Annotated in this window: 26 protein-coding genes; 23 read left to right on the forward strand and 3 right to left on the reverse strand. The window is 57.4% G+C overall.

The genetic code is table 11. From position 1 onward, the window contains the following. The first annotated feature begins 104 nt into the window (after positions 1–104). From rirA to BBJ66_RS04440, 7 genes are all read left to right on the forward strand, one after another. A complete protein-coding gene (gene rirA, locus BBJ66_RS04410) occupies positions 105–587 on the forward strand; it encodes an iron-responsive transcriptional regulator RirA (protein WP_049735860.1) in 483 nt (160 codons plus the stop codon). A gap of 362 nt (positions 588–949) precedes the next feature. Continuing rightward, entirely contained in the window at positions 950–2545 is a 1596-nt protein-coding gene (locus tag BBJ66_RS04415; RefSeq protein ID WP_003588419.1) for an ABC transporter substrate-binding protein, read from the forward strand. Positions 2546–2632: 87 nt separating this feature from the next. After that, positions 2633–3637 carry an ABC transporter permease subunit gene (locus BBJ66_RS04420; RefSeq protein ID WP_049735861.1) on the forward strand — a complete coding sequence of 335 codons (1005 nt, stop codon included), beginning with the start codon at positions 2633–2635 and terminating at the stop codon, positions 3635–3637. Between the two features lie 9 nt (positions 3638–3646). Beyond that, on the forward strand, positions 3647–4537 hold the full coding sequence (locus BBJ66_RS04425) for an ABC transporter permease subunit (protein WP_049735862.1): 891 nt from the start codon (positions 3647–3649) through the stop codon (positions 4535–4537). Beyond that, on the forward strand, positions 4537–5553 hold the full coding sequence (locus tag BBJ66_RS04430; protein ID WP_049735863.1) for an ABC transporter ATP-binding protein: 1017 nt from the start codon (positions 4537–4539) through the stop codon (positions 5551–5553). The genes BBJ66_RS04425 and BBJ66_RS04430 overlap by 1 nt, the downstream gene beginning before the upstream one ends. Continuing rightward, a complete protein-coding gene (locus tag BBJ66_RS04435) occupies positions 5550–6503 on the forward strand; it encodes a peptide ABC transporter ATP-binding protein (protein ID WP_071085243.1) in 954 nt (317 codons plus the stop codon). Before BBJ66_RS04430 ends, BBJ66_RS04435 begins: the two co-directional genes overlap by 4 nt. A 28-nt stretch (positions 6504–6531) precedes the next feature. Further along, entirely contained in the window at positions 6532–7071 is a 540-nt protein-coding gene (locus BBJ66_RS04440) for a gluconokinase (RefSeq protein WP_071085245.1), read from the forward strand. On the opposite strand, the gene BBJ66_RS04445 is transcribed toward BBJ66_RS04440, so the two are convergent. From BBJ66_RS04445 to BBJ66_RS04455, 3 genes are all read right to left on the reverse strand, one after another. Continuing rightward, on the reverse strand, positions 7061–8308 hold the full coding sequence (locus BBJ66_RS04445; RefSeq protein WP_071085248.1) for an NAD(P)/FAD-dependent oxidoreductase: 1248 nt from the start codon (positions 8306–8308) through the stop codon (positions 7061–7063). The two genes, BBJ66_RS04440 and BBJ66_RS04445, sit on opposite strands and share 11 nt — an antisense overlap. A gap of 73 nt (positions 8309–8381) precedes the next feature. Further along, positions 8382–8885 (reverse strand): isoprenylcysteine carboxyl methyltransferase family protein, encoded by a 504-nt coding sequence (locus BBJ66_RS04450; protein ID WP_049735867.1) that lies wholly within the window; start codon positions 8883–8885, stop codon positions 8382–8384. Then, entirely contained in the window at positions 8882–9934 is a 1053-nt protein-coding gene (locus tag BBJ66_RS04455) for a type III polyketide synthase (protein WP_071085250.1), read from the reverse strand. The genes BBJ66_RS04450 and BBJ66_RS04455 overlap by 4 nt, the downstream gene beginning before the upstream one ends. A 169-nt stretch (positions 9935–10103) precedes the next feature. Between BBJ66_RS04455 and BBJ66_RS04460 the strand changes: the two genes are divergently transcribed. The 16 genes from BBJ66_RS04460 to BBJ66_RS04535 all read left to right on the forward strand — a co-directional run bounded on the left by BBJ66_RS04460 (position 10104) and on the right by BBJ66_RS04535 (position 26564). Further along, the gene (locus BBJ66_RS04460) at positions 10104–10640 is read left to right on the forward strand and encodes a tetratricopeptide repeat protein (RefSeq protein WP_071085252.1); all 537 of its coding nucleotides are present in this window, start codon (positions 10104–10106) and stop codon (positions 10638–10640) included. A 46-nt stretch (positions 10641–10686) separates the two neighbouring features. After that, positions 10687–11292 (forward strand): RNA polymerase sigma factor, encoded by a 606-nt coding sequence (locus BBJ66_RS04465; RefSeq protein WP_071085254.1) that lies wholly within the window; start codon positions 10687–10689, stop codon positions 11290–11292. Next, positions 11289–12092 (forward strand): anti-sigma factor family protein, encoded by an 804-nt coding sequence (locus BBJ66_RS04470; protein ID WP_071085256.1) that lies wholly within the window; start codon positions 11289–11291, stop codon positions 12090–12092. Before BBJ66_RS04465 ends, BBJ66_RS04470 begins: the two co-directional genes overlap by 4 nt. A 271-nt stretch (positions 12093–12363) precedes the next feature. Next, positions 12364–13446, forward strand: a complete 1083-nt coding sequence (locus tag BBJ66_RS04475) for a galactose oxidase (protein WP_128146136.1) — start codon at positions 12364–12366, stop codon at positions 13444–13446. A gap of 303 nt (positions 13447–13749) precedes the next feature. Then, positions 13750–15327: a hypothetical protein gene (locus BBJ66_RS04480; protein WP_071085260.1), complete on the forward strand. Its 1578-nt coding sequence runs from the start codon at positions 13750–13752 to the stop codon at positions 15325–15327. A 374-nt stretch (positions 15328–15701) separates the two neighbouring features. Next, the gene (locus BBJ66_RS04485; protein ID WP_071085262.1) at positions 15702–16766 is read left to right on the forward strand and encodes a Gfo/Idh/MocA family protein; all 1065 of its coding nucleotides are present in this window, start codon (positions 15702–15704) and stop codon (positions 16764–16766) included. Next, positions 16763–17248 carry an acyltransferase gene (locus BBJ66_RS04490; RefSeq protein ID WP_049735875.1) on the forward strand — a complete coding sequence of 162 codons (486 nt, stop codon included), beginning with the start codon at positions 16763–16765 and terminating at the stop codon, positions 17246–17248. The genes BBJ66_RS04485 and BBJ66_RS04490 overlap by 4 nt, the downstream gene beginning before the upstream one ends. Positions 17249–17471: 223 nt before the next feature. Further along, positions 17472–18575, forward strand: coding sequence for a DegT/DnrJ/EryC1/StrS family aminotransferase (locus BBJ66_RS04495; protein ID WP_071085264.1), 1104 nt, complete (start codon positions 17472–17474; stop codon positions 18573–18575). Then, positions 18572–20167, forward strand: a complete 1596-nt coding sequence (locus BBJ66_RS04500) for an oligosaccharide flippase family protein (protein WP_049735877.1) — start codon at positions 18572–18574, stop codon at positions 20165–20167. The genes BBJ66_RS04495 and BBJ66_RS04500 overlap by 4 nt, the downstream gene beginning before the upstream one ends. Beyond that, positions 20168–20779 (forward strand): imidazole glycerol phosphate synthase subunit HisH, encoded by a 612-nt coding sequence (gene hisH / locus BBJ66_RS04505; protein WP_049735878.1) that lies wholly within the window; start codon positions 20168–20170, stop codon positions 20777–20779. Beyond that, the gene (locus BBJ66_RS04510) at positions 20779–21534 is read left to right on the forward strand and encodes a HisA/HisF-related TIM barrel protein (RefSeq protein ID WP_244511619.1); all 756 of its coding nucleotides are present in this window, start codon (positions 20779–20781) and stop codon (positions 21532–21534) included. Before hisH ends, BBJ66_RS04510 begins: the two co-directional genes overlap by 1 nt. Continuing rightward, positions 21527–22687 carry an N-acetyl sugar amidotransferase gene (locus BBJ66_RS04515; RefSeq protein WP_071085268.1) on the forward strand — a complete coding sequence of 387 codons (1161 nt, stop codon included), beginning with the start codon at positions 21527–21529 and terminating at the stop codon, positions 22685–22687. The genes BBJ66_RS04510 and BBJ66_RS04515 overlap by 8 nt, the downstream gene beginning before the upstream one ends. Continuing rightward, positions 22677–24035 carry an oligosaccharide repeat unit polymerase gene (locus BBJ66_RS04520; protein WP_049735881.1) on the forward strand — a complete coding sequence of 453 codons (1359 nt, stop codon included), beginning with the start codon at positions 22677–22679 and terminating at the stop codon, positions 24033–24035. Before BBJ66_RS04515 ends, BBJ66_RS04520 begins: the two co-directional genes overlap by 11 nt. A gap of 8 nt (positions 24036–24043) precedes the next feature. Then, a complete protein-coding gene (locus BBJ66_RS04525; protein ID WP_049735882.1) occupies positions 24044–25135 on the forward strand; it encodes a glycosyltransferase family protein in 1092 nt (363 codons plus the stop codon). After that, the gene (locus BBJ66_RS04530; RefSeq protein WP_049735883.1) at positions 25132–25725 is read left to right on the forward strand and encodes an acyltransferase; all 594 of its coding nucleotides are present in this window, start codon (positions 25132–25134) and stop codon (positions 25723–25725) included. Before BBJ66_RS04525 ends, BBJ66_RS04530 begins: the two co-directional genes overlap by 4 nt. After that, positions 25722–26564 (forward strand): class I SAM-dependent methyltransferase, encoded by an 843-nt coding sequence (locus BBJ66_RS04535; protein ID WP_071085270.1) that lies wholly within the window; start codon positions 25722–25724, stop codon positions 26562–26564. Before BBJ66_RS04530 ends, BBJ66_RS04535 begins: the two co-directional genes overlap by 4 nt. Positions 26565–26568 lie beyond the last annotated feature (4 nt).

Consider the following 26568-nt stretch of genomic DNA (forward strand, 5'->3'; position numbering starts at 1 on the left):
GGCATTTGGCCTCATAAGCTGAATGCGAATTTCATATTTTGGAATTGTTCAAAACTACCAAACCGCCTATATAGGTCTGAACAGGCACGAGTCAGGAGAATGGCATGCGGTTGACGAAGCAGACCAACTATGCGGTTCGCATGTTGATGTATTGTGCTGCCAACGACGGGCACCTGAGCCGGATTCCGGAAATCGCCAAGGCTTACGGCGTTTCCGAGCTGTTTCTTTTCAAGATCCTCCAGCCGCTGAACAAGGCGGGCCTTGTCGAAACCGTGCGCGGTCGCAATGGCGGCGTGCGGCTCGGCAAGCCGGCGGCCGACATCACGCTCTTCGACGTCGTCAGGGTGACGGAAGACAGTTTCGCCATGGCCGAATGCTTCGAGGATGACGGCGTGGTCGAATGCCCGCTGGTCGACAGCTGCGGCCTGAATTCGGCGCTGCGCAAGGCGCTCAACGCCTTCTTCGCGGTGCTGTCCGAATATTCGATCGACGACCTCGTCAAGGCGCGTCCGCAGATCAATTTCCTTCTCGGAATTACCGGCGAGCAGCCCTATCGTAAACCCGCGATCGTTGCGCCTGCCGCCTGAATTTAACGAGCAGCACAGACTTGTGAAACCGCGGTTGCCCCGGCAATCGCGGTTTTTGTTTTGTGCGGCGTCTCCCGACTCGGCAAGAGACAAACATCCCACGCGCAGCAAGCGAATCCGATCGATCGCGACACGCTTAAGAGGCGCAATTATCCAAAATACGACGAAATCCCGGTCATTTTTATCCAAATATGTCCGATTGAGGCCGATTTTTGACTGAAAATTTCTAAAATTGTCCAACTGGAAAAATTTTCTCCGTAGCCCGTTGCTTTCAGTAGATAAATGTCGTTCCATCGACCGTCGATCGGGATGCATATCTGCGGTCTCCAGACATCAAAAAAGAACAACCGGGAAACAATATTATGAAAAAGATCTCTGTCATGCTGGCAGCGACGGCCCTGATTTCGGTCATGGCGACGTCGGCCTGGTCCAAGACCCTTGTTTATTGCTCCGAGGGCTCGCCGGAAGGCTTCGACCCGAGCCTCTATACGGCAGGCACGACCTTCGACGCCTCGTCGCGCACGGTCTATAGCCGCCTGGTCGAATTCAAGCATGGCGGCACCGAGATCGAACCCGGCCTCGCCGACAGCTGGAGCGTTTCGGCCGATGGGACGGAATACACCTTCAAGCTTCATCCCGGCGTCAAGTATCAGACCACCGACTTCTTCACGCCGACGCGCGATTTCAACGCCGACGACGTCGTGTTCTCCTTCGAGCGCCAGCTGAAGGCCGACAATCCGTGGAACAAATATGTCGAGGGCGGTTCCTACGAATACGCCGCCGGCATGGGCTTCCCGGATCTGATCAAGTCGATCGAGAAGGTCGACGACCTCACCGTCAAGTTCACGCTCAACCATCCCGAAGCGCCGTTCCTCGCCGATCTTGCGATGGACTTCGCCTCGATCGTCTCCAAGGAATATGCCGATAAGCTCGCCGCCGACGGCAAGATGGCGCAGCTCAACCAGCAGCCGCTCGGCACCGGCCCGTTCACCTTCGTCGCGTACCAGCCGGATGCCGTCATCCGCTACAAGGCCAACGAAACCTATTTCAAGGGCAAGGAAAAGATCGACGATCTGGTTTTCGCCATCACTTCTGATGCCGCCGTTCGCGCTCAGAAGCTGAAGGCCGGCGAATGCCACCTGATCCCCTATCCGAATGCGGCCGACGTTCCCGAACTGAAGAAGGACGGCAATCTGACGGTGATGGAACAGGCCGGCCTCAATGTCGGCTTCCTCGCCTACAACACGCAGATGGCCCCGTTCGACAAGCCGGAAGTTCGCCGCGCGCTCAACATGGCGATCAACAAGCAGGCGATCATCGACGCCGTCTTCCAGGGTGCCGCGGCCGTTGCCAAGAACCCGATCCCGCCGACGATGTGGTCCTATAACGACGCCGTTCAGGACGACAAGTACGATCCGGATGCCGCCAAGAAGGCCCTCGCCGATGCCGGCGTCAAGGATCTCAGCATGAAGGTCTGGGCGATGCCGGTGTCGCGTCCCTACATGCTGAACGCGCGCCGTGCCGCCGAACTGATCCAGGCCGATTTCGCCAAGGCCGGCGTCAAGGTCGAGATCGTCACCCATGAATGGGCCGAATATCTGAAGCTCTCCTCCGACGTGAAGCGCGACGGCGCCGTCATCCTCGGCTGGACCGGCGACAACGGCGATCCCGATAACTTCATGGATACGCTGCTCGGCTGCGATGCCGTCGGCGGCAACAACCGCGCCCAGTGGTGCAACAAGGAATATGACGACCTGATGACCAAGGCCAAGCTGACCGCCGATGTCGGCGAGCGCACCAAGGCCTATGAGCAGGCGCAGCTGATCTTCAAGAAGGAAGCCCCCTGGGCGACCCTCGATCACTCGCTCGTCTTCGTTCCGATGAGCAAGAAGGTCTCCGGCTTCTTCATGGATCCGCTCGGCATTCACCGCTTCGACGGCGTCGACGTATCCGAATAACAAGAAAAATGTAAGAATGCCCGGCAGAGCTGGGCGCAGCCGGCGGTCAGGCACCCCCTGACCGCCGGAAACTATTGGATATCTGCCATGTTGCGTTTTTTCATCGGCCGCCTCGCGGTGCTGATCCCGACATTCCTCGGCGTTTCCCTTATTGCCTTCTCGTTCATCCGCATGCTTCCCGGCGATCCCGTCATGCTCCTGTCGGGTGAGCGCGTGATGGCGCCGGAACGGCACGCCCAGATCATGCACGATCTCGGTTTCGACCGGCCGATGTATGTGCAGTATTTCGATTATCTCGGAAAAGTACTGCAGGGCGATCTCGGCACCTCGATCGTCACCAAGCGGCCCGTTCTCGGCGAATTCCTGACGCTGTTTCCGGCGACGCTGGAACTTTCCTTCTGTGCCATCATCCTCGCGGTCTGTCTTGGCGTGCCCGCCGGCATCTTTGCTGCCGTCAAGCGAGGCACCTGGTTCGATCAAAGCGTGATGGGTGTCGCCCTGATCGGCTATTCCATGCCGATTTTCTGGTGGGGCCTGCTGCTGATCATCTTCTTCTCCGGCTATCTCGGCTGGACGCCGGTTTCCGGCCGCATCTCGCTGATGTATTTCTTCAAGCCGGTCACCGGCTTCATGCTGATCGACAGCCTGCTGTCCGGCCAGAAGGGCGCGTTTTCCTCCGCCGTCAGCTATCTCATCCTGCCGACCATCGTGCTGGCGACCATCCCGCTTGCCGTCATCGCCCGTCAGACGCGTTCGGCGATGCTCGAGGTTCTGGGCGAGGATTATGTCCGCACCGCGCGCTCGAAAGGGCTGAAGCCGCTGCGCGTCGTTGGCGTGCATGCACTGCGAAATGCGATGATCCCCGTCATCACCACCATCGGCCTGCAGATCGGCGTTCTTCTGGCCGGCGCCATCCTCACCGAGACGATCTTCTCCTGGCCGGGCATCGGCAAATGGATGGTCGATTCGGTCTTCAAGCGCGATTACGCCGTGGTCCAGGGCGGGCTTCTGCTGATCGCCGGCGTGATCATGATGGTCAACCTGATTGTTGATGTCCTCTATGGCTTCATCAATCCGCGCATTCGTCACTAGGAGCGGTTCATGAGCACCGTCACCGTCAAGACTGGCCAGCCATCCGCCGCTGCGGAATTCTGGCACTATTTCTCCCGCAACAAGGGCGCCGTTATCGGCCTCGTCGTTTTCATCGTCATCCTGGTCGTCGCAGTCTTCGCGCCGATCTTTGCGCCGCATGCGCCGAACGAGCAGAACCGCCAGGCGCTGCTGGCCGTGCCATCCTGGATGGAGGGCGGCAGCATCGCGTTTCCGCTCGGAACGGATGCCGTCGGCCGCGATATCCTCTCGCGCCTGATCTACGGCGCGCGCTTCTCGCTCTTCATCGGCGTCGTCGTCGTCACGCTTTCGGTCGTATGCGGCGTCCTGATCGGCCTCGTCGCCGGCTATTTCCGCGGCAAGATCGATACGGCGATCATGCGACTGATGGACATCATCCTGGCCTTCCCGTCGCTGCTGCTCGCTCTCGTGCTGGTGGCGGTGCTCGGCCCCGGACTTACCAATGCAATGATTGCGATCTCGCTGGTCAACCAGCCGCATTTCGTCCGGCTGACCCGCGCCTCCGTCATCACGGAGCGCGAGAAGGAATATGTGATCGCCTCGCGTGTCGCCGGTGCCGGCACCTTCCGCCTGATGTTCAAGACCATCCTGCCGAACTGTCTTGGGCCGTTGATCGTCCAGGCAACGCTCGCCTTCTCGGCGGCGATCCTCGATGCCGCCGCCCTCGGCTTCCTCGGCATGGGCGCTCAGCCGCCGACACCCGAATGGGGCACGATGCTCGCCGAATCCCGCGAGTTCATCTCGCGCGCCTGGTGGGTCGTAACATTCCCGGGTCTTGCTATCCTCATCACCGTTCTCGCCATCAACCTGATGGGAGACGGCCTGCGCGATGCGCTTGACCCCAAGCTGAAGAGGTCGTGATGCCGCTCCTCGAAATCGAAAATCTGACGGTCGAATTCCAGACCTCTTCCGGTCTCTTCCGCGCCGTCGACCGCGTATCACTTGCCTGCGACAAGGGTGAGATCCTGTCGGTCGTCGGCGAATCCGGCTCGGGCAAATCCGTTGCCATGCTGGCGCTGATGGGGCTCCTGCCCTGGACGGCGAAGATCACCGCCGACCGCCTGCAGTTCGACGGCCAGGATCTGCGGGGGATCTCCGGACGCCAGCGCCGCAGGATCGTCGGCAAGGATATGGCGATGATATTCCAGGAGCCGATGTCGAGCCTCAATCCGTGCTTCACCGTCGGCTTCCAGCTCGGCGAGACCCTGCGTGTCCATATGGGCCTCAACCGCAAGGAGCGCCGCGAGCGTTCGATCGAACTCTTGAACCTCGTCGGCATCCCGGCGCCGGAAGACCGGCTGTCGAATTTCCCGCATCAGATGTCGGGCGGCATGAGCCAGCGCGTCATGATCGCCATGGCGCTCGCCTGCAATCCGAAGCTCCTGATCGCCGACGAGCCGACGACTGCGCTCGACGTGACGATCCAGGCGCAGATTCTCGATCTGCTCGTGCGCCTGCAGAAAGAGCAGGGCATGGCGCTGGTGCTGATCACCCATGACATGGGTGTCGTCGCCGAAACCGCCGAGCGCGTGCAGGTGCAATATGCCGGCCAGAAGGTCGAGGAGCAGCCGGTGAAGGCGCTGTTCCGCGATCCGCATCACCCTTATACCGCAGCCCTGCTCGCCGCCCTGCCGGAACGCGCTGAGGTCGGTCAGCGTCTTCCTTCGATCGCCGGTGTCGTTCCCGGCCAGCACGGCCGCCCGACGGGCTGTCTTTTCGCGCCGCGCTGCGGCTACGCCACGGTCGAATGCGACCGCGGCGTTGTTCGCCAGGGGCCGGAGCTTGGGCTGGCGCTGTGCAACTATCCTTTGAAGGACGGCAAGCCGCTCGGGCATCCCGGTGTCATGGCCGTTGAAACTGCAGGAGACCTGGTATGACGGGCGCTGTTCTCGAGGGCAGGGATCTCGCCCGCTTCTACACCGTCAACCGTGGCCTCTTCAAAGCCGATGCCACCGTCAAGGCGCTGAACGGCGTCAGCTTCAGCCTTCATTCCGGCAAGACGCTTGCCGTCGTCGGCGAATCCGGTTGCGGCAAGTCGACGCTCGCCCGCCTGGTCACCATGATCGAGAACCCGACGTCGGGAGAATTGCTGATCGACGGCAAGCCCGCCCATGTCGGCGACCGCAGCCTGCGCAGCCAGGTGCAGATCGTCTTCCAGAATCCTTACGGCTCGCTCAACCCGCGCCAGAAGGTCGGCGCGATCCTCGAAGAGCCGCTGAAGATCAACACCGATCTCAACGCCGCCGCTCGCCGCCGTAAGGTGGAGGAGATGATGGCCCGCGTCGGGTTGCGTCCTGAGCATCATGGCCGCTATCCCCATATGTTCTCCGGCGGCCAGCGCCAGCGCATCGCCATTGCCCGCGCTTTGATGCTACGGCCGAAGGTGCTGGTGCTCGACGAGCCGGTTTCCGCCCTCGACCTGTCGATCCAGGCGCAGGTGTTGAACCTGTTGATGGACCTGCAGAAGGAGATGGGGCTTGCCTATCTCTTCATCTCGCACGGCCTTTCCGTCGTTCATCATATTGCCGACGAGGTGATGGTGATGTATCTCGGCCGCCCGGTGGAAACCGGTCCCGCCGCCGAGGTCTTTGCCCGGCCGCGCCATCCCTATACCGCTGCCTTGCTGTCGGCCACACCGATTGCCGATCCGGAGCGCGCCAAGAACCGCATCCGCCTGCAGGGCGAGTTGCCGTCGCCGCTGAAGCCGCCGTCGGGCTGTCACTTCAATCCGCGCTGCTGGAAGGCGCAGGAGCATTGCCGCCAAGTCTCTCCCGAATTACGGGGAGAGGGCGCGCAGCAATATGCCTGTCACTTCCCGCTCGATTGAGCGGGAACATCAAGCGTTAGGAGAAGCCATGCCGGGCGAGCGGATGAAGGAAGCCCATGCGATCATCGTCATGGGGGTCAGCGGCTGCGGCAAATCCTCCGTCGGCGAGAGGCTGGCGGAAGCCTTGCACCTCGCCTTCGTCGAAGGCGATGCGCTGCATCCGGCCGCCAATGTCGAGAAGATGTCGAAGGGCATTCCGCTGACCGACGCGGACCGGATGCCCTGGCTCGACCGCATCGGTGAAGACATCAAGGCCTCGCTTGCAACAGGCGACGGTATCATCGTCTCCTGCTCGGCGCTGAAGCGCATCTATCGCGACAGGCTGCGGGCTGCCGCCGGCGGCAATCTTGTCTTCGTTTACCTTGAAGGCTCCAAAGCCTTGCTGACCAAACGGATGGGCGAGCGCAAGGGCCATTTCATGCCGATCTCGCTGCTCGAAAGCCAGCTGGCGACGCTGGAGGTGCCGACAGGCGAACAGGGCGTCGTCACCGTCGATATCGACGATACGATCGACGGTATTGCGGCAACGGCGCTCAAGAGCCTTGCCTCGCTCGGCGTCACGGGTTGAAACGCTCAGGCGAATAGGCCGCAATATCGATAAACGGTTTTTCGCCGGTGATGAGCTCGGCCAGCACGCGGCCGGTCACCGGCCCGAGCGTCAGTCCGTGATGAGCATGGCCGAAGGCAAACCAGAGGCCTTGGTGGCGCGGTGCCTTGCCGATAACAGGCATCATGTCGGGTGTGCAGGGACGCGCGCCCATCCACGGTTCGGGATCGAGCCTGTCGCCGAGCGGGAAGATCGTCCGGGCCACGGCCTCGGCCCGGTCGAGCTGGACCGGCGTCTTCGGCGCATCGAGCGTTGCGAACTCCGCTCCTGTCGTCAGCCGGATCCCACGGCGCATCGGCGCCAGGAGATAGCCGCGTTCGGCATCGAGCATCCAGTTGTTGAGCACGGCATCGCCCTTGGCGGCATAATGCATGTGATAGCCGCGCTTGACGCCGAGCGGCAAGGAATAGCCGAGCCGGCGCGTTGCGAGCGCCGCCCAGGGGCCGAGCGCCAGAACCGCGTCGTCGGCTTCGAGCGCGCCTTCCGCAGTCATGATCTTCCAGCCCGAACCGAACGGGCCGAATGAGGCGGCGTCGCCTGTGACGAAGCGGCCGCCGAGGCTTTCGAAATAGCCGCGATAGGCTGAGGTCAGCGCATGCGGGTCGAGCACCGACCAAGGATCGCGCCAGCGGATACCGCCGGCAAAATCGCCTGTCATGTCGGGCTCGATGCGGGCGATATCGGCCGACGTCAGGCTGTCATAGTCCACCCCGAATTCACTCTGCCAGAGTGCGGCCTCTGCTAAGGCCTGATCGCGCTTGGCTTCCGTGCGGAAGATCTTCATCCAGCCATCCCTGCGGATCAGTGCTTGCGCCTGCGCGGCCTCGATCAGATCCTTGTGTTCGGCAATCGAATTTTCGATCAGCGGTGCATAGGTCCGGGTGATGAGCGTGTGGCGCCGCGCATTGGAATTCCACCAGTAGCGGGCGAGAAAGGCGAGCTGGCTTGGCAGCGCGCGCAGGTGGTAATGCGCGTCGATGCGGTTATTCAGCGCATAGCGCATGAGAAGACCGAGCTGCTGGGGAAAGCCGTAGGGCGCAACACCTTCGCGCTGGATCAGGCCGGCATTGCCGAAGGAGGTTTCGTTGCCCGGATCCTTGCGGTCGATCAGCGTCACCTGCCGGCCGCGCCGCTGAAGATGGATAGCCACCGACACGCCGACGATGCCAGCGCCGAGCACGATTGCGTTTTTCGTCATTCCCCTGCATTCCGCTTTGTTATCGAGGTGAAAATGCCCCTGCCGATACCGCGGCGCAAACGAAAAATCGCGCTCATTTCAAAATCATTGCGCTTTTCAGTGCGGCATTTTCGGCCTTCATGCGGACGTAGAGGACGCAGGCGTTGAGCAGCGAAAAGCCGATCGCGTAAAGGGGGAGGCCGAAGGCGAGAGGAAGGGCGGCGATCTCGCCGACGACGATCGCGTAGTTCGGGTGCCGGAGGAAGCGATAGGGACCCGATGTGACCAGCGGCGCGCCGGGCAGGATGATGATGCGCGTCGTCCAGCGGTCTTTCAGCGTCGCCAGCACCCAAAGCCGCAACGCCTGCAGCCCGAGGAAGACGGCAAACCAGAAGGGCTCGACCGGCCTGCCGGGCGCCAGCAGCCACAGGCCGATGATCCAGCCGGCATGCAGCGCTACCATGGTGGGATAGTGCTCCGGCGCCACTTCCCTGGCGCCTCTGGCAAGAAGGGCAGCGGTGTTGCGCCGGGCAAGCACGAGTTCGCCAAGCCGCTGCAGCGTCACGAAGGTAAGAAGCGCGATCGACGGCCACATCATACCAGCCTCCGGAGCGTCACGCAGCTCGCCGAAAAACCCGGCCCCATGGCGACCATCGCTGAGCGCTCCGGCAACCCGGCGCGGATTGCCCGCTCCAGCACGAACAGTATGGTCGGTGAGGACATGTTGCCGTAGTCGGCCAGCACGCCGCGCTCGTGATCAAGGGAGCCCGGCGTCAGCGACAGCGCGCTTTCCATCGCGGCCAGCACTTTCGTGCCGCCGGGATGGCAGATGAAGCGGCCAATATCGTCAGGTGTCAGTCCGTTTCGCGCCAGAATGGCCGTCACCGCCGGGCCGAGCTCCTTTTCGGCAAAGGGCGGCAGCGATTGCGCCAGCACGATGCCGAAGCCGCCATCGTCGATCTTCCAGCCCATGATATCGAGCGTCTCGGGAAAGAGGTGTTCGCCAGTCGATTCCACCGCGGCCAGCCCACCTTCGCCCGATCGCAGTACGCAGGCGGCAGCCCCGTCACCGAAAAGTGCGGTCGCAATGATGTTCGGCCGCGTCAACTCGTCCAGCCGGAAGGCCAGCGTGCAGAGCTCGATCGAGACGAAGAGCACGACGGCGCCCGGCCGGCTTCGCGCCAGCCGCGAGGCGATCGCAAAGCCCGAGACCCCGGCCGCACAGCCGAGCCCGAAAACCGGCACACGCTCGATATCGGCCCGGAACCCCATCCGGCGGGCCATCTGCGCGTCGAGGCTCGGCGTGGTAAACCCGGTCGACGAGACAGTAACGACGCAATCGACATCGCCGGCATCAAGCCCCGCCTGACGCAGGCCGGAGGTTGCGGTCTCGACGAAGAGCGCGCCTGCCACCTCCGCATAGGCCTGCATCCGATCCTGCCAGCCATGCGGCTCGTCGAACCAGGCAAGCGGCCGCGCCGCATGGCGCTTTTGGATGCCGGCGCTGTCGAAGACGCGGGCAAGATGGCGGAAATCCTCGAAACGGTCGGCAAACAGCCGGCCGGAGGCTTCGACCGCCTCTTTCTGGAAAATGACATGTTCTGGTGCGGCGACGGCGAGGCTGACGAGTTTTACGCTATCTGTCACGAAATTCTCCTTGTCGTTCCCGGCGTAACGTTGAGAACACTCGGTTTCGACGATCTATTCGGCCTCGGTGGCTTCACGAAGCCGTGATGACGAAAATAGAGAGCCTGCCGAATAAAGCTCGGGCCAGCGGTGTTTTCTCCTCGCAACGTCACCCTTGAGGAGTTTTCCGATGACGATCATGACAGTCCGCATTGCCTCCGTCCTTCTCGGCGGTTGCCTTACCGCTTCCCTGTTCTCCGGCCAGGTCTTTGCGGTCGGCAATGACAACAGCACGATGCCGACTTGCAAGAAGGGCGAGATCTACGACCAGAAGACCAAGAAATGTGCCAAGCAGCAGAGCGCCAACGTCTCGGACGAGAACCGCACCGATTATGCCTATTCGCTGGCCAAAGCCGGCCGCTATGAGGAGGCGCTTGCCATGCTCGACACGGTCAAGGACCAGAATACCGCCGAGGTGCTGAATTATCGCGGTTACGCCACACGCAAGCTCGGCCGCACCGACGAGGGCATCTCTTATTACCTCCAGTCGGTGAAGACGGATCCGCAATATGCCAAGGTCCGTGAGTATCTCGGCGAAGCCTATGTCATCAAGGGTCGGCTCGATCTCGCCAAGGACCAGTTGAAGTCAATCAAGGCGATCTGCGGTACCGCCTGCGAGGAATATCAGGACCTGAACGCGGCCATCCTCGATCCGTCGAAGATCTGATTGACCGGCATGGGCGGGAAGATGGAAGCACGAAAGGGATATGAGAATGTCGGTCGCGCGCGCTCCCTTTCCTGCCTATAGTCGCGCGGGAACGGAATCGCCGGTTCATCCGGCGGTTCCGAAAAATGCAGGATCGTCGGAGGCGGCCATCGCGAGCGCAGCGGATATCAAGAGCGGCCTGACGGAAAATCTGGCAAGGCTCTGGCGTTATGGTCTCGTTCTCTCGCATCAGCGCGATGTCGCCGACGATCTGGTGCAGGCGACCTGCCTTCGCGCGCTTGAACGTGCCGATCAGTTCGTCGCCGGCACCCGGCTCGACCGCTGGCTGTTTTCGATCTTGCATTCGATCTGGCTGAACGAGATCCGCTCCCGCCGGGTGCGTGAAGGCCAGGGTTTCGTCGACGCCGGGGAGGCGCTGACCTTCGATGGCGCGCACGACACTGAAACGCATGTGATGGCGAGCCAGGTGCTCAAACGGGTGAATGCGCTGCCCGAAGCGCAGAGGACGGTGGTCTTCCTCGCCTATGTCGAAGGACTTTCCTATCGCGAGGTGGCAAGCATACTGGATATTCCGATCGGAACCGTGATGAGCCGGCTGGCGGCTGCCCGCGCCAAGCTCGCCAGTGACGAGCGGGAAGGGGGACGGCAATGAACACGAAGCACACCATTCCCTCCGACGAGGACCTCACCGCCTTCATCGACGGCGAACTGACGGCTGAAGAGGCCGCGCGCATCGAAACCCTGCTGAACCAGGACAAGGCTGTCGCCGAACGGCTGGAATTCCTGGCGCGCGCCAGCCTGCCGTTCGAACAAGCCTTTGCCCCGCTGCTGTCGCAGGCCCCGCGCGAAAAACTAGAGACGATGCTCGCCGCCATCCCGGCGCGTGAGGACGCTAAATTGCGCTCGACGCCTGTATTTACCAGCCGCCGCCGCCTCCTCGGCGCGCTGGCCGCCTCGCTGGTTGCCGGCATCGCGATCGACCGCGCCGTGCTCGGCATCACCAAAGGCTTTTGGGCGAAGGACGAAAACAGTGAATGGCGCGCCGTGGTCGCCGACTATATCTCGCTCTATACGCCGGAAACGCTGGCCGGCCCCGTGCCCGCAAGAGACGTCCAGGCCGCCCAGCTCGGCTCGCTCGACGAAAATCTCGGCCTGTCGCTTTCCCCCGAAGCCGTCGCGCTTCCGGCCATCGATTTCAAACGCGCTTTGCTGCTGCAATATGACGGCAAACCGCTCGCCCAGATCGCCTATCTCGATCCCGAAACCGGCCCGATGGCGCTCTGCATCGTCCGTTCCGATGCCGGCCCCAAGGCGCCGGACCTCGAAAGCCGCAAGGGCATGAACGTCGTCTACTGGTCGAACGGCACACACGCCTTCATGCTGATCGGCCATGCGGCGGCCGACAGGATGACGGCGATTGCGGATGGGGTGAGGGAGAGGGTGCAGTTTTGAGGACGAAGCAAGGGGATTGAACTGCACCATTTTTTCCGGCAATTGAGGTGATCAAAATTTGGCTCTGCCCTCCGTCGCTGGTGGGATCGAGCCCGGTGATGAAACTTAATTTGGCTGATCCGCAGAAAAAAATATCAAACACCAGCGCCTCGCAGCGGCCCGTGCCATTGCTTGCGGCTTTGAGCAATTTTTGACAATCGGCGATTGTGCGCATGAGGTGCTTGTACGGCCACAAGCGCCTCCTCTCCATTCGGTGATACGGGATGAACTCATGAATTTAAACGTCAAACGGCTTTTGTTTTTCTGCGTATTGCCATTGGCCGCTTTTTGTCTTGTTGTCGGATGGATTTATAGTGGAGCACCGGGGTTTCCCGCACCCAGTTTGAAGCGGATAGCTGTCGCTCCTTGGCAACCGCGCGACTCGGCTGGAGAACTCGTGTATCACGACAAGCTTTGGCTCCTAGGTGGCTGGAAAACAAAGCCGACAGAGTTGCTTAGGGATGTCTGGAACTCAACGGATGGCGTCAAGTGGGATCTAGTCCAGCCGGAGCTACCCTTCCATTATACCGACTTGCCAATGACGATCGTGTTCAAGGATCGAATATGGGTAATGGGTGGGACCACACTCTCGGATCCAGATCATCCTGCCACCAATTCCGTGTGGAACTCCGATGACGGGATTCACTGGAACAACGTGCAAGCAACGGCTTCATGGAGCCCAAGAACAGCTACGCCAATTGTGATGCTAAATGGCAAGCTGTGGATTCTCGGGGGGCTCGAGTGGGTTGATGGCAAGCAGACCCTTAAGAACGACGTGTGGAACTCCAGCGATGGTATCAATTGGACTAAAGTGACAGAGCACGCGGCATGGCAGCCACGCGCGTATCACGCAGCGGTCGCTTATCACGGAAAACTGTGGGTTCTTGGCGGCGGATCATATCATCCAGACTACATCGCCTTGAACGACGTTTGGAACTCTGAAGATGGTATCAATTGGAAAAAAGTATCCAATGCGCCGTGGAGCGGACGGATCTGGTTCTCGGCTTCAGAGTACCAAGACCGCATGTGGGTCATTGGTGGCTGGAGCAAAGACACGCTCAACGTCGGCGGAATTTGGTTCACAGACAACGGCATTGATTGGACGCGATTGCCAGTATCTGACAACTGGCGACCAAGGCATGAACAATCGGCTTATGTTGTGGGCGATAAGATGATCATCGCTGCTGGGCATGCCGACCCAATCACAAATGAGGTGTGGGAGCTGAAAGTTCCTCCGCTATGGCTGGAATTCGATCGCCTCGTCCATCAGGTGCTGCCTCTCGTGAACGGGCGAACGGATGGCAGGGCAGACTAGCCCCGATAGGGGGTCGTTAGAGACCAACCTGATGCATCAAACCCTCGCAGATCCGCGGTCGACATTGTGTCTACCGTGGGTAGTCGATGGGAAATGAACTGGATGTGCTTCTCGGCGCGACGAATATGATCTCAACATTTCGACCCAAAATCATTGCTTGAGTTGGCTCCCTACGTGTATTCGGAAAACCAGGGAAATTCGATCAGATTTTGAGCGTCACAGTTCGGTCGATCGAGTTGAAGAAGTTGCTGCCTCAGAGCCTGGAATTGGTCTGTAAGGCAATTCCAGAAGGTGGAGGCATGAATGTTCTCGCAGAACCGAATGACAAGCAGCCTAACAATTAAGGTGGATCGATTGTCGCGAGTTGAGTTGTTCACTTACCCTCTCATTATTTGTATCCATGCCTATGCCTTAGTAGTCTTCGGGGCGACGTATTGGATCGATTCACGCGACTATGTATCATTGGCCACTGCCATGTCTTCGCCTAGCGGGTTGCAGCTGTTTTACCAAACAACAGGTCAATGGATATTTAGCCATCTCGGGCCTGGCGTGCCGGGAGCCTGGCTCTTGCTCAGCGAGTTGCCGGTCTCCTGGCAATGGCCGGCGCTCGCAATATTCCAGCACATGGTGGCTGCAGGGGCACTCATTTTCGCATTTCGGACGGTTTATCGCCTTTGGCCATCGCCCGTGCACATGATTTTTGTGCTGTTGCTGTTACTGCTGCCAGCGTATCAGGCATTTCATAATTCACTTCTGACCGAATCGTGCACTTCATCTTTCGTTCTGATTGGGTTTTCGTGTTGTTTAAGGATAGCGCGGGGGAATCGGTCTGTCGGTAGTTGTGTTGTTGGGGCGCTTATAGTGATCGCGTGCGTGACCCAATTTAGAAGTTACTGGGGAGTTATAGTTGCGTTAATGTTATTCTACGCACTTATTTCCCGCGCATTTTTTATTTCTAGATGGATGGTTGTCCTTTTTGCGGTGTCGGCTAGCTCGGCCCTAGCGTTTCCGACATACAGATATCTGCAGGACGGGCAATTTTTTCTTCCAGCTGGCGGTATCAACCTTCTAATATCGGCGTCGCAGGCTAATCCACACCCCTCGTCGACAGTGAATACGCTCCTTAACGTGGCAGGGTTTCCGGATACTTTGACGCATAGCGGTATCACAATGTCCGACGCGCTATTAATCGCTGAAAAGTGGAGAGCTGAAGGACGCTCCAATAGCGAGATCAACGAAAAGGCAGAGGAACTCGCCAGTGCGCTACGCTCGGATGGGGCGAGTGTTCAATTGAACCGGTTCTTATATGCCATGGCGTCAATCGGAGCGATCTTGCCGTCGGCCGTAGTTCCGCAAACACATGAAGTCTTTCCGGGATACTCTCCCAGGAATTTTCTCGATCATCTTTACGGCTATTATCGTTGGCAAAGCTGGGCATCATCGGAGGACTATCGGTCTGCATTCGACCGTTTTTTTGGGCCGCAAGCAGCCTCAGACGCGGCAGTTTTTCCGTTCGCGGTTCTATCAAACGCCAAGATCTATGCAGCATTCAATCCGTACATTTCGACCTTCGGAGTGGCGCTTCGTGACCCAATAAATATAGGTGTTCTGCCGCCCGACCTTTGGCTTTTGTTGGCTTTGCTGGCTGCTGCATTTTTGACGGTACAAGCGAAGGAGGTAACAATATTGCTTCTTTGTTCGTTGGCGACAGCCTTTGCTGTCGCGTATGCGTTTCCTCTCGGAAACCCACGCTATTCAGTACCATTGCTTCCATTATATTTTTTCGTCATTTCGATCGGGGCGGCTCACCTCATCGCACGGTCGCGACTTTCGAGAGTCCATCGAAGGAGAGCCGCAAAAATATCATCCCATGTAGACTAGCTCTTTCAATTCCACCCCGTGTCAGCGTGGCCGCGTGGGTTTGGAAAACTAAGAGTACGTGGGTTTGCTGCCAGTGATGAAGATTGACTTTTTTGGCGAGAACACCCAATGAGGCCTAATCATTCCTGTCCGCGCGAGTCCCACATGGCAATTGTGCGGTCGCCGATAAAACCGGGTGCCTCCGGTCATGCCACGGGTGCACAAGCAAATATGAGAAGTCTTCCAAAAAAAATCATTGCTGGCCATACCGGTATAGTGGGTTCGACCGTTGAACGACGCTTGATCGCGGAAGAGTGTCCGGCTAGCTCAGGGGATGTCAATGTGAACCGCCAAATGATTTTGGGCGGCGGATACTGTCGCGCGGGGAGAAGCTCTTGATAAAATTCGCTATTGTTGGGTGCGGACGCATTGCTAAAAGACATTCCGAACTGTTGGGCTTGTCACAGATAAACGGGGCGTCGCTAGTCGCAGTTTGTGACGTGGTGGAGGAAAGGGCAAAGGAGTTCGGAGAAAGGTTCGGCGTTCCTCACTATCAGTCCATCGACGAAATGCTCCAGAACACGGACGCCGACGTCGTATCGATATTGACGCCAAGTGGCATGCATGCAGAGCACGTCATAACTGCTGCAAAATACAAACGGCACATCGTGGTTGAAAAGCCAATGGCGCTGACTTTGCCCGACGCTGAAGCGATGATCAAGGCGTGTGATGACAACAACATTCGCCTTTTTGTCGTCAAACAAAACCGGTTTAACGTCCCGGTCCTGAAAGCGCGCGAAGCTCTTGATGCGGGCCGCTTCGGAAAGCTCGTGCTCGGGACGGTTAGGGTACGATGGTGCCGCGATCAGAGTTACTATGATCAGGACAACTGGCGCGGTACCTGGCAATATGACGGCGGAGTTCTTGCCAATCAGGCAAGTCATCATATCGACATGTTAACTTGGTTCATGGGTGATGTCGAAAGTGTTCACGCGCGCGCGGCGACAGCGTTGGTGGATATCGAGGCGGAAGACACTGCCGTAGCCACACTGAAGTTCCGCAACGGTGCTCTCGGCATTATAGAAGCCACCGCAGCAACGCGGCCCAAGGACATTGAAGGATCGATTTCGATACTTGGAGCTGGGGGCTCTGTTGAGATTGCGGGCTTTGCGGTGAACAAGATCCGCACCTGGCAGTTCGGCGACCGTGACTTAGGCGATGAGCAAGTTATGGAGAAGTACTCTGTTAATCCTCCGAACGTTTATGGTTTTGGTCATCAGGCTTATTACGAACATGTCGTCGATTGCCTAGTGAACGATACAAAAGCCATCGTTGATGGTCATGAGGGGCGCCAGAGTCTTGAGCTGATCTCCGCACTATACGAATCAATCGCTTCCAATCAGGAAGTGAAATTGCCTTTGGAAGTGAAACATTCGAAACTGGGACGATCTTCGCAGTGACCGACGGCTCCCCCACGCTCTGGAAGGCGCAGGTCAGAGACGTCGTTTGCGGCGCTCGGGTGAAAATCGTTGAGCCCGCCAATGTCTATGAATGCGAACTTGCGGATGATTGTTTCGTCGGTCCGTTCGTCGAAATCCAGAAGGGCGTGAAGATCGGGCCGCGCACAAAGATACAGTCACACAGTTTCATATGCGAACTTGTGGAGATTGGTGAGGATTGTTTCATCGGACATGGGGTTGTTTTTGTGAACGACCTTTTTTCGGGAGGTGGGCCTGCGCGGGGAAATCGCGCGCTCTGGAAGGAGACCCGGATCGGCAACCGAGTTTCGATCGGCTCAAACGCTACGGTCCTGGCAGTTCGGATATGCGACGATGTTGTCATCGGCGCAGGCGCGGTTGTAACCCGGGATATCACCGTTTCTGGCACCTATGCCGGCAACCCCGCCCGGCCTTTAACTCGTTCGGCAAGGAATGAGGTTTAGGTTTGTCCCGGGAAGGTCGTCTTTGGTGGACAACGTCGGTACATGCCCCAGGCTTTGCAGCTTCTCGCCGTCAGCCCCCCTTGGGAAGGGGTGTTGGCCTCAGCCTTTCGCGAAGGGTTGTTCAGCGTTGAGCCGATGCTTGGCTGAATGTTATTTTTAGTTTGGCGCATATGGCGGCGCCGGCGCATACGGAAATCATCGCAATTTACCGAGAGCAGGTTTCATGAAAGTTCCTTTCGCCGATCTTCATCTCCAATATCTCTCGCTAAAGGAGGAGATCGATGCTGCAATTGCTTCGGTCATCCGCTCTTCCTCGTTTATCAGGGGGCCATTCGTCCAGAAGTTCGAGGACGAATTTGCCGCCGCCGTCGGCGCCCCTTATTGCATCTCATGTGCGAATGGAACGGATTCGCTCTTCATCGCCATGCGCGCGCTAGGCGTCAAACCCGGGGATGAAGTTATTACGACTGCCCATTCGTGGATTTCAACTACCGAGACCATTTCACAGGCCGGCGGCAATGTTGTCTTCTGCGACACCGACGCTTCGACATACACCATCGATCCTGTTCAAATCGAAGCGAAGATCACGCCTAGAACGGTTGGCATCATCCCGGTTCATCTCTATGGCCAACCGGCCGATATGACTGCGATCATGGCTATCGCCCGGAAGCACGGTCTCTGGGTCATAGAGGATTGTGCCCAATCCCATCTGGCTGAGGTTGATGGGCAGGTCGTCGGGAGTTTCGGGGATGTCGCTTCCTATTCTTTCTACCCGGGAAAGAACCTTGGCGCGATGGGCGACGCAGGCGCCATTACCTGCAAGGACAAATCACTTGCTGATCGGATGGCAATGTTTGCGCGGCATGGCGGACTTTCAAAGGGCGACCACCAGATCGAAGGCATAAATAGCCGCCTCGACGGACTGCAGGCCGCGATCCTGTCGGTGAAGCTGCCGCGTCTGCCTGAATGGACTGCAAAGCGGCAGGAATGGGCGAGACGCTATGTGCGCGCCCTCGAAGATATTGGTGGGCTGGAACTGCCTGAAACGGCAGCCGGGCGAAATCACGTCTATCACCTGTTTGTGATCAAGCACGAGCGGCGCGATGCCCTGGCCGCCCACCTCAATCATGCCGGCATCCAAACCGTGGTCAACTATCCGATATCGCTGCCGTTCCTGCCGGCTTACGAACGCCTTGGCCATCGGCCGGAAGATTTTCCCAACGCGTTTGGAAATCAATCCAGGATTCTTTCAATTCCGATTTTCCCTGAAATGACAGAAGCTCAACTCCTGTACGTCGCAGATATGATCAGGGGCTTCGCCGAGTGAGTGACGAACGCCCGGAGAGCCATGGAAGGCGCAGCAATCTTCTTGGAAACTCAGGCTGGAATTTTGCGGGTTTCCTTTTTACGCTGATTGCTAATCTTGCCACGGTGCCGTTCGTCGTGCGCTGGATTGGACTGCAGGCACTGGGAAGCGCAGGCATAGTGATCGCTATCGCAGCTCCCGTGACGCTGATCGGCACGGTGCTCGGGCAGGCCGTTGTCAGGGAAATTTCCGCGCGGATTGGACGTGGCGAGGAGCATGCCGCCGCCCGTATTGCTATCGTCGGATTGAAAATCTGCCTGATCGCTTCGGCGGTGGCTTGGCTAGGGATCGTGCTTGCCGGTCCATGGATCATGACCGGCATCGCCGGTGCGTCTCTTCCATTACAGAATCTCACCGTCTCCTTCCTCATTGTCGCAACCGGCATCGTGGCGCAGCAGTTCTCGTTTGTCCTGCAAGGTATTTGCGTGGGAAAGCAAAATTTTCGATTGGTGGCCAAAGCATCAGCGTGGAGTTCATTCGCAACCATCATCGTGACCTTGGGATGCACGTGGTCCTTTCCAGTGCTGAATGGCTATTTGCTCGGATTTGCTGGAAGTCTTGTATTCTCGACTGCAGGATGGATATGGGTTACATCCTCGGAATTCCGTGAGAGCGGCAGATTGATCTCGTCGTCTCCCGACGAACTGAAATCATTGCTTCATTTTGGAAAATGGCAAAGCCTCTCTCAGCTTGCCGGAATCTTTGGCAACCAGATTGACCGCTACGTTCTGGCTTCGCTCGCGCCGTCTGCCGTTGTCGGCCAATATAACGTGTGCAATCGCCTCCAGGAGGCCGCTTACATCGCGGTCATACGTATCTGTGAAGTCCTGTTTCCTCGATTTGGCAACATGTCGAACAGCCGCGAAGAGGAGCGGCATGATTTCTTCATGCTCGCCTCATGGGGCAATTCGGCTTTCGGAGCCATCGTACTCTCGCCAATCGCGGTTCTCTCTAGGCCGCTGTTGACGGTTTGGGTCGGCGAAGAAACCGCTGCAGGCGGCACGCATCTGCTCCAGATACTCATTCTCGGCGGCATCGTCGGGTGCGGTTCGAATGTATTCCAGTATTACGCCATGGGAATGGGCAGAAACGCACCGGCCGCATATACTTCGCTTGCGTATTCGGTGATGACGGTTGTTTTTTCTTTCGTTTCCATTTGGTTTTACGGTCCATACGCTGCTGGAGCAGGTTTGCTTGCTGCCAGCCTTGTAAGAGTACCTCTGGCGCTTTTGGTGACACGCAATTGCTTCTTTCGCACTTTCAGCGCGGAGCAAATGTTTGCCTGTACAGTTGCTCCTATCTTGGTTGGCATCTGCATTGTTGTCGGATCTCTGGGCCTGAATTTCACCTGGATCAATGGCTGGCTGTCCCTCGCTCTCGCGTATGTCTGTTCTGTCTGCGTTGTCTCCGCCGCGATCGCAGGCGTGGCGATGACGACGAAAACCGGGAGCATTATCTTGTCCCGTATCTATGGGTCCGTTAGAACGGCTTTGTCCGAGAGACGCCTGATTGGATGGAATAACCATCTTGTGAAACGCAAGAGAGGGTTTTGAGTGATCACTGTGGTAGACTATGGCGTCGGGAATATCGGCGCAATTACCAATATGGCGGAGTATCTGGGGATCGATGCTCGGCCAAGCGGCGATCCCAAGGAGATCGAAAGTGCCGCGAAGCTCATTCTTCCAGGGGTCGGTGCGTTTGACAAAGCAATGGCCACGTTGAGAAACAGAAAATTAGTCGATCCACTGAATCACGCAGTGCGCGAACGGAGGGTTCCTGTTCTCGGCATATGTCTCGGTATGCAGCTGTTGGCGCGATCCAGCGAGGAAGGCTCGGAACCGGGACTCGGCTGGATAAATGCGGATGTGAAGCGCATCAGGCTGCCGGCAACATCATCCCTTAAAGTTCCTCATATCGGCTGGCTTGAGATAAGGCCGCGCCGAGAAAGCGCTCTGTTCGACAGGTCCAACCGGAGGGAGCGCTTTTATTTCGACCACAGCTATTTTGTCGATTGCGATGATCCGAATGACGTTACCGCCGTCATCGACTACGGCGAGGAGCTATGTTGCGCAATGAGTTCGAACAATGTCAGCGGCGTGCAATTTCATCCTGAAAAAAGCCACCGCTTCGGGATGCGGGTTCTTGAAGCATTCGGAAAGCTTTGATGAGAAAAAGGCTTATACCCGTCCTGCTGGTCGATCAGAAGCGTCGACTGGTGAAAACGATAGAGTTTGGTGAGCGCACCTACGTCGGCGATCCCTTCAATGTTGTGCGCCTGTTCAACGAAAAGGAAGTCGACGAGATCTGCATTCTCGATATCGACGCCACGCGTACGGGGCGAGGTCCTGACCTCGGCTTCGTTCGCGAACTCGCAACCGAATGTTTCATGCCTTTGGCATATGGCGGCGGCATCACCGAGCTTAAGCAGTGCGAGGAACTTAACCGCTCTGGCGTCGAGAAGTTTGTACTCGGTCAAGGCGCGCGCAATTCGCAACTGGTGGGAGCGATCGCTGCCGATATGGGCAGCCAGGCTCTGGTTGCCTGTGTCGACGTTGACGGTCGCGGTGCGGCGGCGAGCTGCTACGCTTCAAGTGGTGTGAGGCAAGAGCCGATAGAATTCTGCCTGAGGCTGCAGGATGCCGGTGTTGGCGAAATAATTCTTCAGTCGAAAACTCTCGACGGCACGCGCAACGGGTATGATCTTGAGTTGATCCAGTCGATTAGCCGACAGCTGAGCATTCCGGTCGTTGCCTTGGGTGGCGCCGGAAACGTCGCCCACATGGAGGAAGGCCTTCATGCTGGCGCTTCCGCCGCGGCCTCGGGGAGCGCCTTCACCTTTATCGGTCGGCTAAGGGCAGTCCTCATAAGCTACCCTGCACCAGAAATTTTGGAGGAGGCGGAGCAAGGTGCTCATGGATAACGCGTCGCGAGTTTGCTCATTTTGCGCCATGGACAATTCCAACCCGTCGATCGTGTTTGACGCAAACGGCCAATGTAACTGCTGTCGAGATGCGCTGAATCGCAAACCGCACGAGTGGTGGACTGGCCCGGAAGGCGATGTTCGAATGCGGCGATTGATCGCCACATTGAAGGAAGAAGGCGCAGGTAAGCCATACGATGCGATGGTCGGGCTTAGCGGTGGAATTGACAGCGCGTTTCTTGCGCATCTCGCCGTCCGAAAGCATGGTCTTCGTCTTCTGGCGGTCCATGTTGACGGCGGTTGGAATTCCGAGCCCGCCGTCCACAATATTGAAATTCTTGTCCGAAAACTCGATCTCGACCTTCACACCTATGTAATCGAGTGGCAGGAGATGCGCGATCTGCAGATCGCGTTTATGAAGGCTTCTGTCCTCAATCAGGACATCCCGCAAGATCATGCATTCTTTTCCACCCTCTATAGGACAGCAGCTAAATTCGGCATTCGTCACTTCCTCAGCGGCGTAAACTTCGCGTCAGAATCGGTGATACCCCGCGGCTTTGGCTATCCGTCGATTGACGGAACGCATGCGAGCGCGATTCAAAAACGCTTCGGCTCCTTGAAGCTCACGACCTACCCCTTCATGAGCCCTCTTGAGTATATTTGGCTTACCCGCGTCCGCCGGCAACTCACCATTCACCGTCCGCTCAACTACATCGACTACAATAAGGAAGAGGCGCGCACTGAGCTTCAGCGCGAATATGGGTGGCGTGACTACGGTGGCAAACACAGTGAATCCAGATTCACAAAATTCTATCAGGATATCTATCTTCCGAAAAAATTTAACTTTGACAAAAGACGGCTTCACCTTTCAAGTTTGATTGTTGCTGGACAAATGACACGGGAGGAGGCGCTGCGCGAAATTTCAAAGCCCATCATCTCCGGTCAGGATGCCCGCAGGGAAACAAAGTTCGTGGCCAAAAAACTGGGATTGAAGCCGGAAGAGCTCCAATCGTATATCGAGGCACCGCCAGTACCGCACAGCAATTATCCGAACGGCATGTGGCTTCATAAAGCGCTTTTGCGCCTGCGTAACATGACACGGACACTCCTGCCGACACGTAACGCAGCCGCAGAGGCAGCAGATGTCGACTAGCCTCGTCTTTGCCATGGCTGTTACATGGTCGGTGGCGTTCTACATCTGGAGGGTGGGGATCAATCTGACGCTTTCGTCAGTTTTTTTAGGTCTCATGCTCGCGCTTCATGGGCCCATGTATCTCTATTACACTCGAATATGGGGTATACAGACTAAGTTTTTTGAGACAATTTTGTCTTCTGCTCCTTATACCGATGCTATCGGCGCACTGGATCTCTCCCTTGCCCTTTCATTTGTTTGCATCACTATCGGCATAGCAGGAGCGGATTTCGCGTTCGGTGTTAACCATCAACAGATCCAGGCGGCACTGCATTCCTGGCGCACTCAGCCTGTCCGGATAGCCAGTGGTGTCGCTCAACGACTCAAAATAATCTCGGCCATCGGCTTCTTTATCATTCTCGCCTTTATTATTGTCGAAAACAAAATCCCCCAAATTATTGTCTACTTCATTTCCGACGCAAGCGAAGTCGCGAAGATTGCGATGCGGCGCGAGTCGGGTGGAAGCCGCTTTTATCTTTTCAATCTCCTGGTCTCCAACCTATTTCCCTTCTCTGCTTTTTGCTGTTTTATAGCTTTAAGACAGCGGTCAATGAAACTGCCAGCGATCGCGTGGGCTTTTATCGTTGCCGTCATGGTGGCCAAGGCCTCGACTTTGAGCAAGGCGCCATTGGCGATATTTGTACTGCAGTTGATAGTCGTGGAACATCTTCGAAAATCTTTGGATCTGCCATTGGGGATGGCGATTAGGTTTATTTCGTTTTGTGTTCTTTTGTTTGGTGCGATGGTACTTGTTGCCATTCGTGAATTGCATGGTGTCGGCGACGCGCTCGATTTTCTATTTTATCGTGTATTCATGATCGCAAACGAAAGTTTGCTTGAGTATTATGCCGCAATTCCAAGTGTTCTCCCCTATGGTTGGGGTAGTAAGTTCAGTTGGCTGGTAGGCTCTCTGACCGGTCAACCCAGTCAACCTACCTATGTACTGGTCGGCGCCGTCCATCGCGGCATGGAAGGTTCCACCTCGACAGCGATGTTTATCGCCGATGCCTGGGCCGACTTCTCTTGGGTGGGTGTGTTTCTATTTTCGCTATTCGCCGGATTTTTTATCCGCTTGCTAGATATCCAGCTAATAGTGAAACGAGGGAAGACCGTCGCAACGATTGCGGGGCTGGCTCTCGGCCACTATGGAATATTCGTGATGCTTTCGACCGCACTTCAAACTGCGATGATGACCGGCGGTTTGTTTTTGATTGTTCCATTAGTGCTGGCGCTGTCCAGCTCGCTGAAATGGGTGCCAGATAAGAACGACGGTGGACAAGAGCATCTTGTCCAGCTCGGACGGGTATAGAATCCAATATGCGCGTTTTTCAAAATTCCGGGGTATATGCTGCTTATATGCGGCGGCTTGATATACTCGCAGTTGATGCGAGAAGTTTTTCAGACAGATTGTCTCATTTTCTGGATGATCGCTATGGCGCTTGCCACATACTGAACCCGGTGATGGAGGCCTCTCCAGATACCTTCTTTACGAACGGCGATGACGAGATACTTCAACGATACTGGGCGGTAGAAAACGGTTTGCCCGCCACCTCCGACATGGAGCAGATCTTGCTGAGCCAGATCGAACATCACCGCACCGAGATATTTTATAATTCGGATCCGATGCGATACGGGAACGATTTCGTCCGCAAACTTCCTGGCTGCGTGCGGAAGTCAATCATGTGGCGAGCGGCGCCTTCCGGCAATACCGACTTCGGCGCCTACGATTTGATCGTCTGCAACTTTCCTACCATATTGGAAGGTTATCGGAAGCTTGGCTGGCGCGCGGAATATTTTGCACCAGCCCATGATCCGGCAATGGATAGCTATGCCGAAAATCGAGACCGGCCAATCGATGTGCTTTTTGTCGGAGGCTATAGCCGTCACCATCGTCGGCGTGCAGAGATACTGCAAGCCGTGTCGGCTATTCGAAGGGATTTTAAAGTTCGTTACCATCTTGATCGGTCGCGATTGACTAGGCTTGCTGAGAGCCCGATTGGCTGGCTTCTGCCGCTTGGGAAGCACAGACGTCCGAAGAATATTCGCGCAGTGTCCCGTACCCCTCTTTTCGGACGCGAGCTTTATGAAGCGATTTCGCAGGCGAAAATTGTTCTAAACGGCGCCGTGGATATGGCGGGAACGGACAGGGGAAATATGCGATGCTGGGAGGCGCTAGGATGCGGTGCGCTAATGGTCTCGGACTCCGGTGTTTATCCCGAGGGGATGGTCAATAATATCAGCATGGTAACATATGAAGATGCGGAATCCGCGGCGCGGACAATTGTAAATCTGCTTCGGGAACCGGGGCGCCTCCAGGCGTTAGCCAACGAGGGAACCCGTACTGTGCGAACCGTGTACAACAAGCGTGCCCAATGGCTCAACTTCCAACGGCTGGCTGCAAGCGCATGAAGCTTAGCCTGACCACGATCGCAAACATGGCGGCGGGATGGTTGGCCCGCAAGCGGAGCAAATTTCTCGTCGGGAGTGGTAGCAATGTCCGTTGGCTGGCGTTGCGATCCATTCGCGGAGGCAATGTGAAGGTCGGCGAGAACTGCATCATCAATTGCAATATCAGCTTCGATGATCCCCGCGGCCGCATCAGCATTGGTGATCGCTGCTATATTGGTGCCAGTCACCTGGTATGCCATTCCGGAATTACGATTGGAAACGATGTCATCATCTCATGGGGAGTGACAATCGTCGATCATGATTCTCATTCTCTCGACTGGGAATTGCGCAAGAGCGATGTGACCGATTGGGGCTTGGGAAGGAAGGATTGGACGGGGGTTTCCATCAAGCCGGTGTTTATTCAGGAGAAGGTGTGGATTGGTTTTGGCGTGAGTGTCCTGAAGGGGGTGACAGTCGGCGAAGGGGCAGTTATTGGAGCCCATGCTGTTGTCACGCGCGATGTCCCCCCTTACACCGTCGTCGCCGGTAACCCCGCTCGCATAATTCGGAATCTCAAGCGGACGCAAAAAGAGACAGAAGGTCAACCATGACGGCAACAAAGTTGGACACGTGGGAAGCAGCCGTCCAGTGGCTTCGGCAACAGCCTGACCAGCAAAAGCTGGTGCTCGATGCCTACTACGACGATCCGATTCTGCAGGCGGCCGAGCGGTATTGGCGGAGCGGCGAGTGGGGTGCCATTCGCGAATTTCTCCCGCAGGCGCCAGGAACTGCAGTCGATATCGGCGCCGGTCGTGGTATTGCCAGCTATGCTCTGGCAAAGGAAGGTTTTGAAGTAACGGCACTGGAGCCCGACGCGAGCGACCTCGTGGGTGCTGGTGCAATTCGTGCCCTTTTCAATGAAGTTCATCTTCCCATTTCGATCGCCGAGGAGTTTTCCGAAAAGCTCCCATTCTCCGACAATGCCTTCGATGTGGTCTTTGCCAGAGCCGTTCTGCATCACACCTCCGATCTGTCGGCCGCGTGCCGCGAATTCTTTCGAGTGCTCAAGCCCGGCGGGCGCTTCATCGCAGTTCGCGAACATGTGATATCGAGCGAACGCGATTTGCCGATCTTTCTGGATCGCCATCCCCTGCACAAACTCTATGGAGGGGAAAACGCCTTTCTTCTGAAGGAGTATCAGAACTCTATTGTTTCGGCCGGTTTCAAGATGGACAAGCTCCTTATGCCGCTGGAGAGCGAGATCAACTTCGCCCCCTACACTCGGGCGGAGTTGAAGGCGCAGATTGCCAAGCGATTGCCGCTCTTCGCAAGAGCCGTTCCAGCGCTTTTGAATTCTCGGTCGGTCTGGACGATCTTCTCGCATATCGCAGCAAAGTTCGATCGGCGGCCGGGCCGGCTATATTCGTTCGTCGCCACGCGACCCCAATAAAGTA

The sequence above is a fragment of the Rhizobium sp. RSm-3 genome, assembly GCF_001854685.1.
GTDB classification, from domain to species: domain Bacteria; phylum Pseudomonadota; class Alphaproteobacteria; order Rhizobiales; family Rhizobiaceae; genus Rhizobium; species Rhizobium ecuadorense.

Bases quoted from the DNA above. Each gene is read 5' to 3' on its own strand.
- BBJ66_RS04420 (WP_049735861.1), top strand. From the start codon at position 2,633: ATGTTGCGTTTTTTCATCGGCCGCCTCGCGGTGCTGATCCCGACATTC.
- BBJ66_RS04450 (WP_049735867.1), bottom strand. From the start codon at position 8,885: ATGATGTGGCCGTCGATCGCGCTTCTTACCTTCGTGACGCTGCAGCGG.
- BBJ66_RS04510 (WP_244511619.1), top strand. From the start codon at position 20,779: ATGAGAAAAAGGCTTATACCCGTCCTGCTGGTCGATCAGAAGCGTCGA.
- BBJ66_RS04470 (WP_071085256.1), top strand. From the start codon at position 11,289: ATGAACACGAAGCACACCATTCCCTCCGACGAGGACCTCACCGCCTTC.
- BBJ66_RS04415 (WP_003588419.1), top strand. From the start codon at position 950: ATGAAAAAGATCTCTGTCATGCTGGCAGCGACGGCCCTGATTTCGGTC.
- BBJ66_RS04530 (WP_049735883.1), top strand. From the start codon at position 25,132: ATGAAGCTTAGCCTGACCACGATCGCAAACATGGCGGCGGGATGGTTG.
- BBJ66_RS04465 (WP_071085254.1), top strand. From the start codon at position 10,687: ATGTCGGTCGCGCGCGCTCCCTTTCCTGCCTATAGTCGCGCGGGAACG.
- BBJ66_RS04475 (WP_128146136.1), top strand. From the start codon at position 12,364: ATGAATTTAAACGTCAAACGGCTTTTGTTTTTCTGCGTATTGCCATTG.
- BBJ66_RS04480 (WP_071085260.1), top strand. From the start codon at position 13,750: ATGTTCTCGCAGAACCGAATGACAAGCAGCCTAACAATTAAGGTGGAT.
- BBJ66_RS04520 (WP_049735881.1), top strand. From the start codon at position 22,677: ATGTCGACTAGCCTCGTCTTTGCCATGGCTGTTACATGGTCGGTGGCG.
- BBJ66_RS04460 (WP_071085252.1), top strand. From the start codon at position 10,104: ATGACGATCATGACAGTCCGCATTGCCTCCGTCCTTCTCGGCGGTTGC.
- BBJ66_RS04535 (WP_071085270.1), top strand. From the start codon at position 25,722: ATGACGGCAACAAAGTTGGACACGTGGGAAGCAGCCGTCCAGTGGCTT.
- BBJ66_RS04445 (WP_071085248.1), bottom strand. From the start codon at position 8,308: ATGACGAAAAACGCAATCGTGCTCGGCGCTGGCATCGTCGGCGTGTCG.
- BBJ66_RS04495 (WP_071085264.1), top strand. From the start codon at position 17,472: ATGAAAGTTCCTTTCGCCGATCTTCATCTCCAATATCTCTCGCTAAAG.
- BBJ66_RS04525 (WP_049735882.1), top strand. From the start codon at position 24,044: ATGCGCGTTTTTCAAAATTCCGGGGTATATGCTGCTTATATGCGGCGG.
- rirA (WP_049735860.1), top strand. From the start codon at position 105: ATGCGGTTGACGAAGCAGACCAACTATGCGGTTCGCATGTTGATGTAT.
- BBJ66_RS04440 (WP_071085245.1), top strand. From the start codon at position 6,532: ATGCCGGGCGAGCGGATGAAGGAAGCCCATGCGATCATCGTCATGGGG.
- BBJ66_RS04430 (WP_049735863.1), top strand. From the start codon at position 4,537: ATGCCGCTCCTCGAAATCGAAAATCTGACGGTCGAATTCCAGACCTCT.
- BBJ66_RS04425 (WP_049735862.1), top strand. From the start codon at position 3,647: ATGAGCACCGTCACCGTCAAGACTGGCCAGCCATCCGCCGCTGCGGAA.
- BBJ66_RS04435 (WP_071085243.1), top strand. From the start codon at position 5,550: ATGACGGGCGCTGTTCTCGAGGGCAGGGATCTCGCCCGCTTCTACACC.
- BBJ66_RS04515 (WP_071085268.1), top strand. From the start codon at position 21,527: ATGGATAACGCGTCGCGAGTTTGCTCATTTTGCGCCATGGACAATTCC.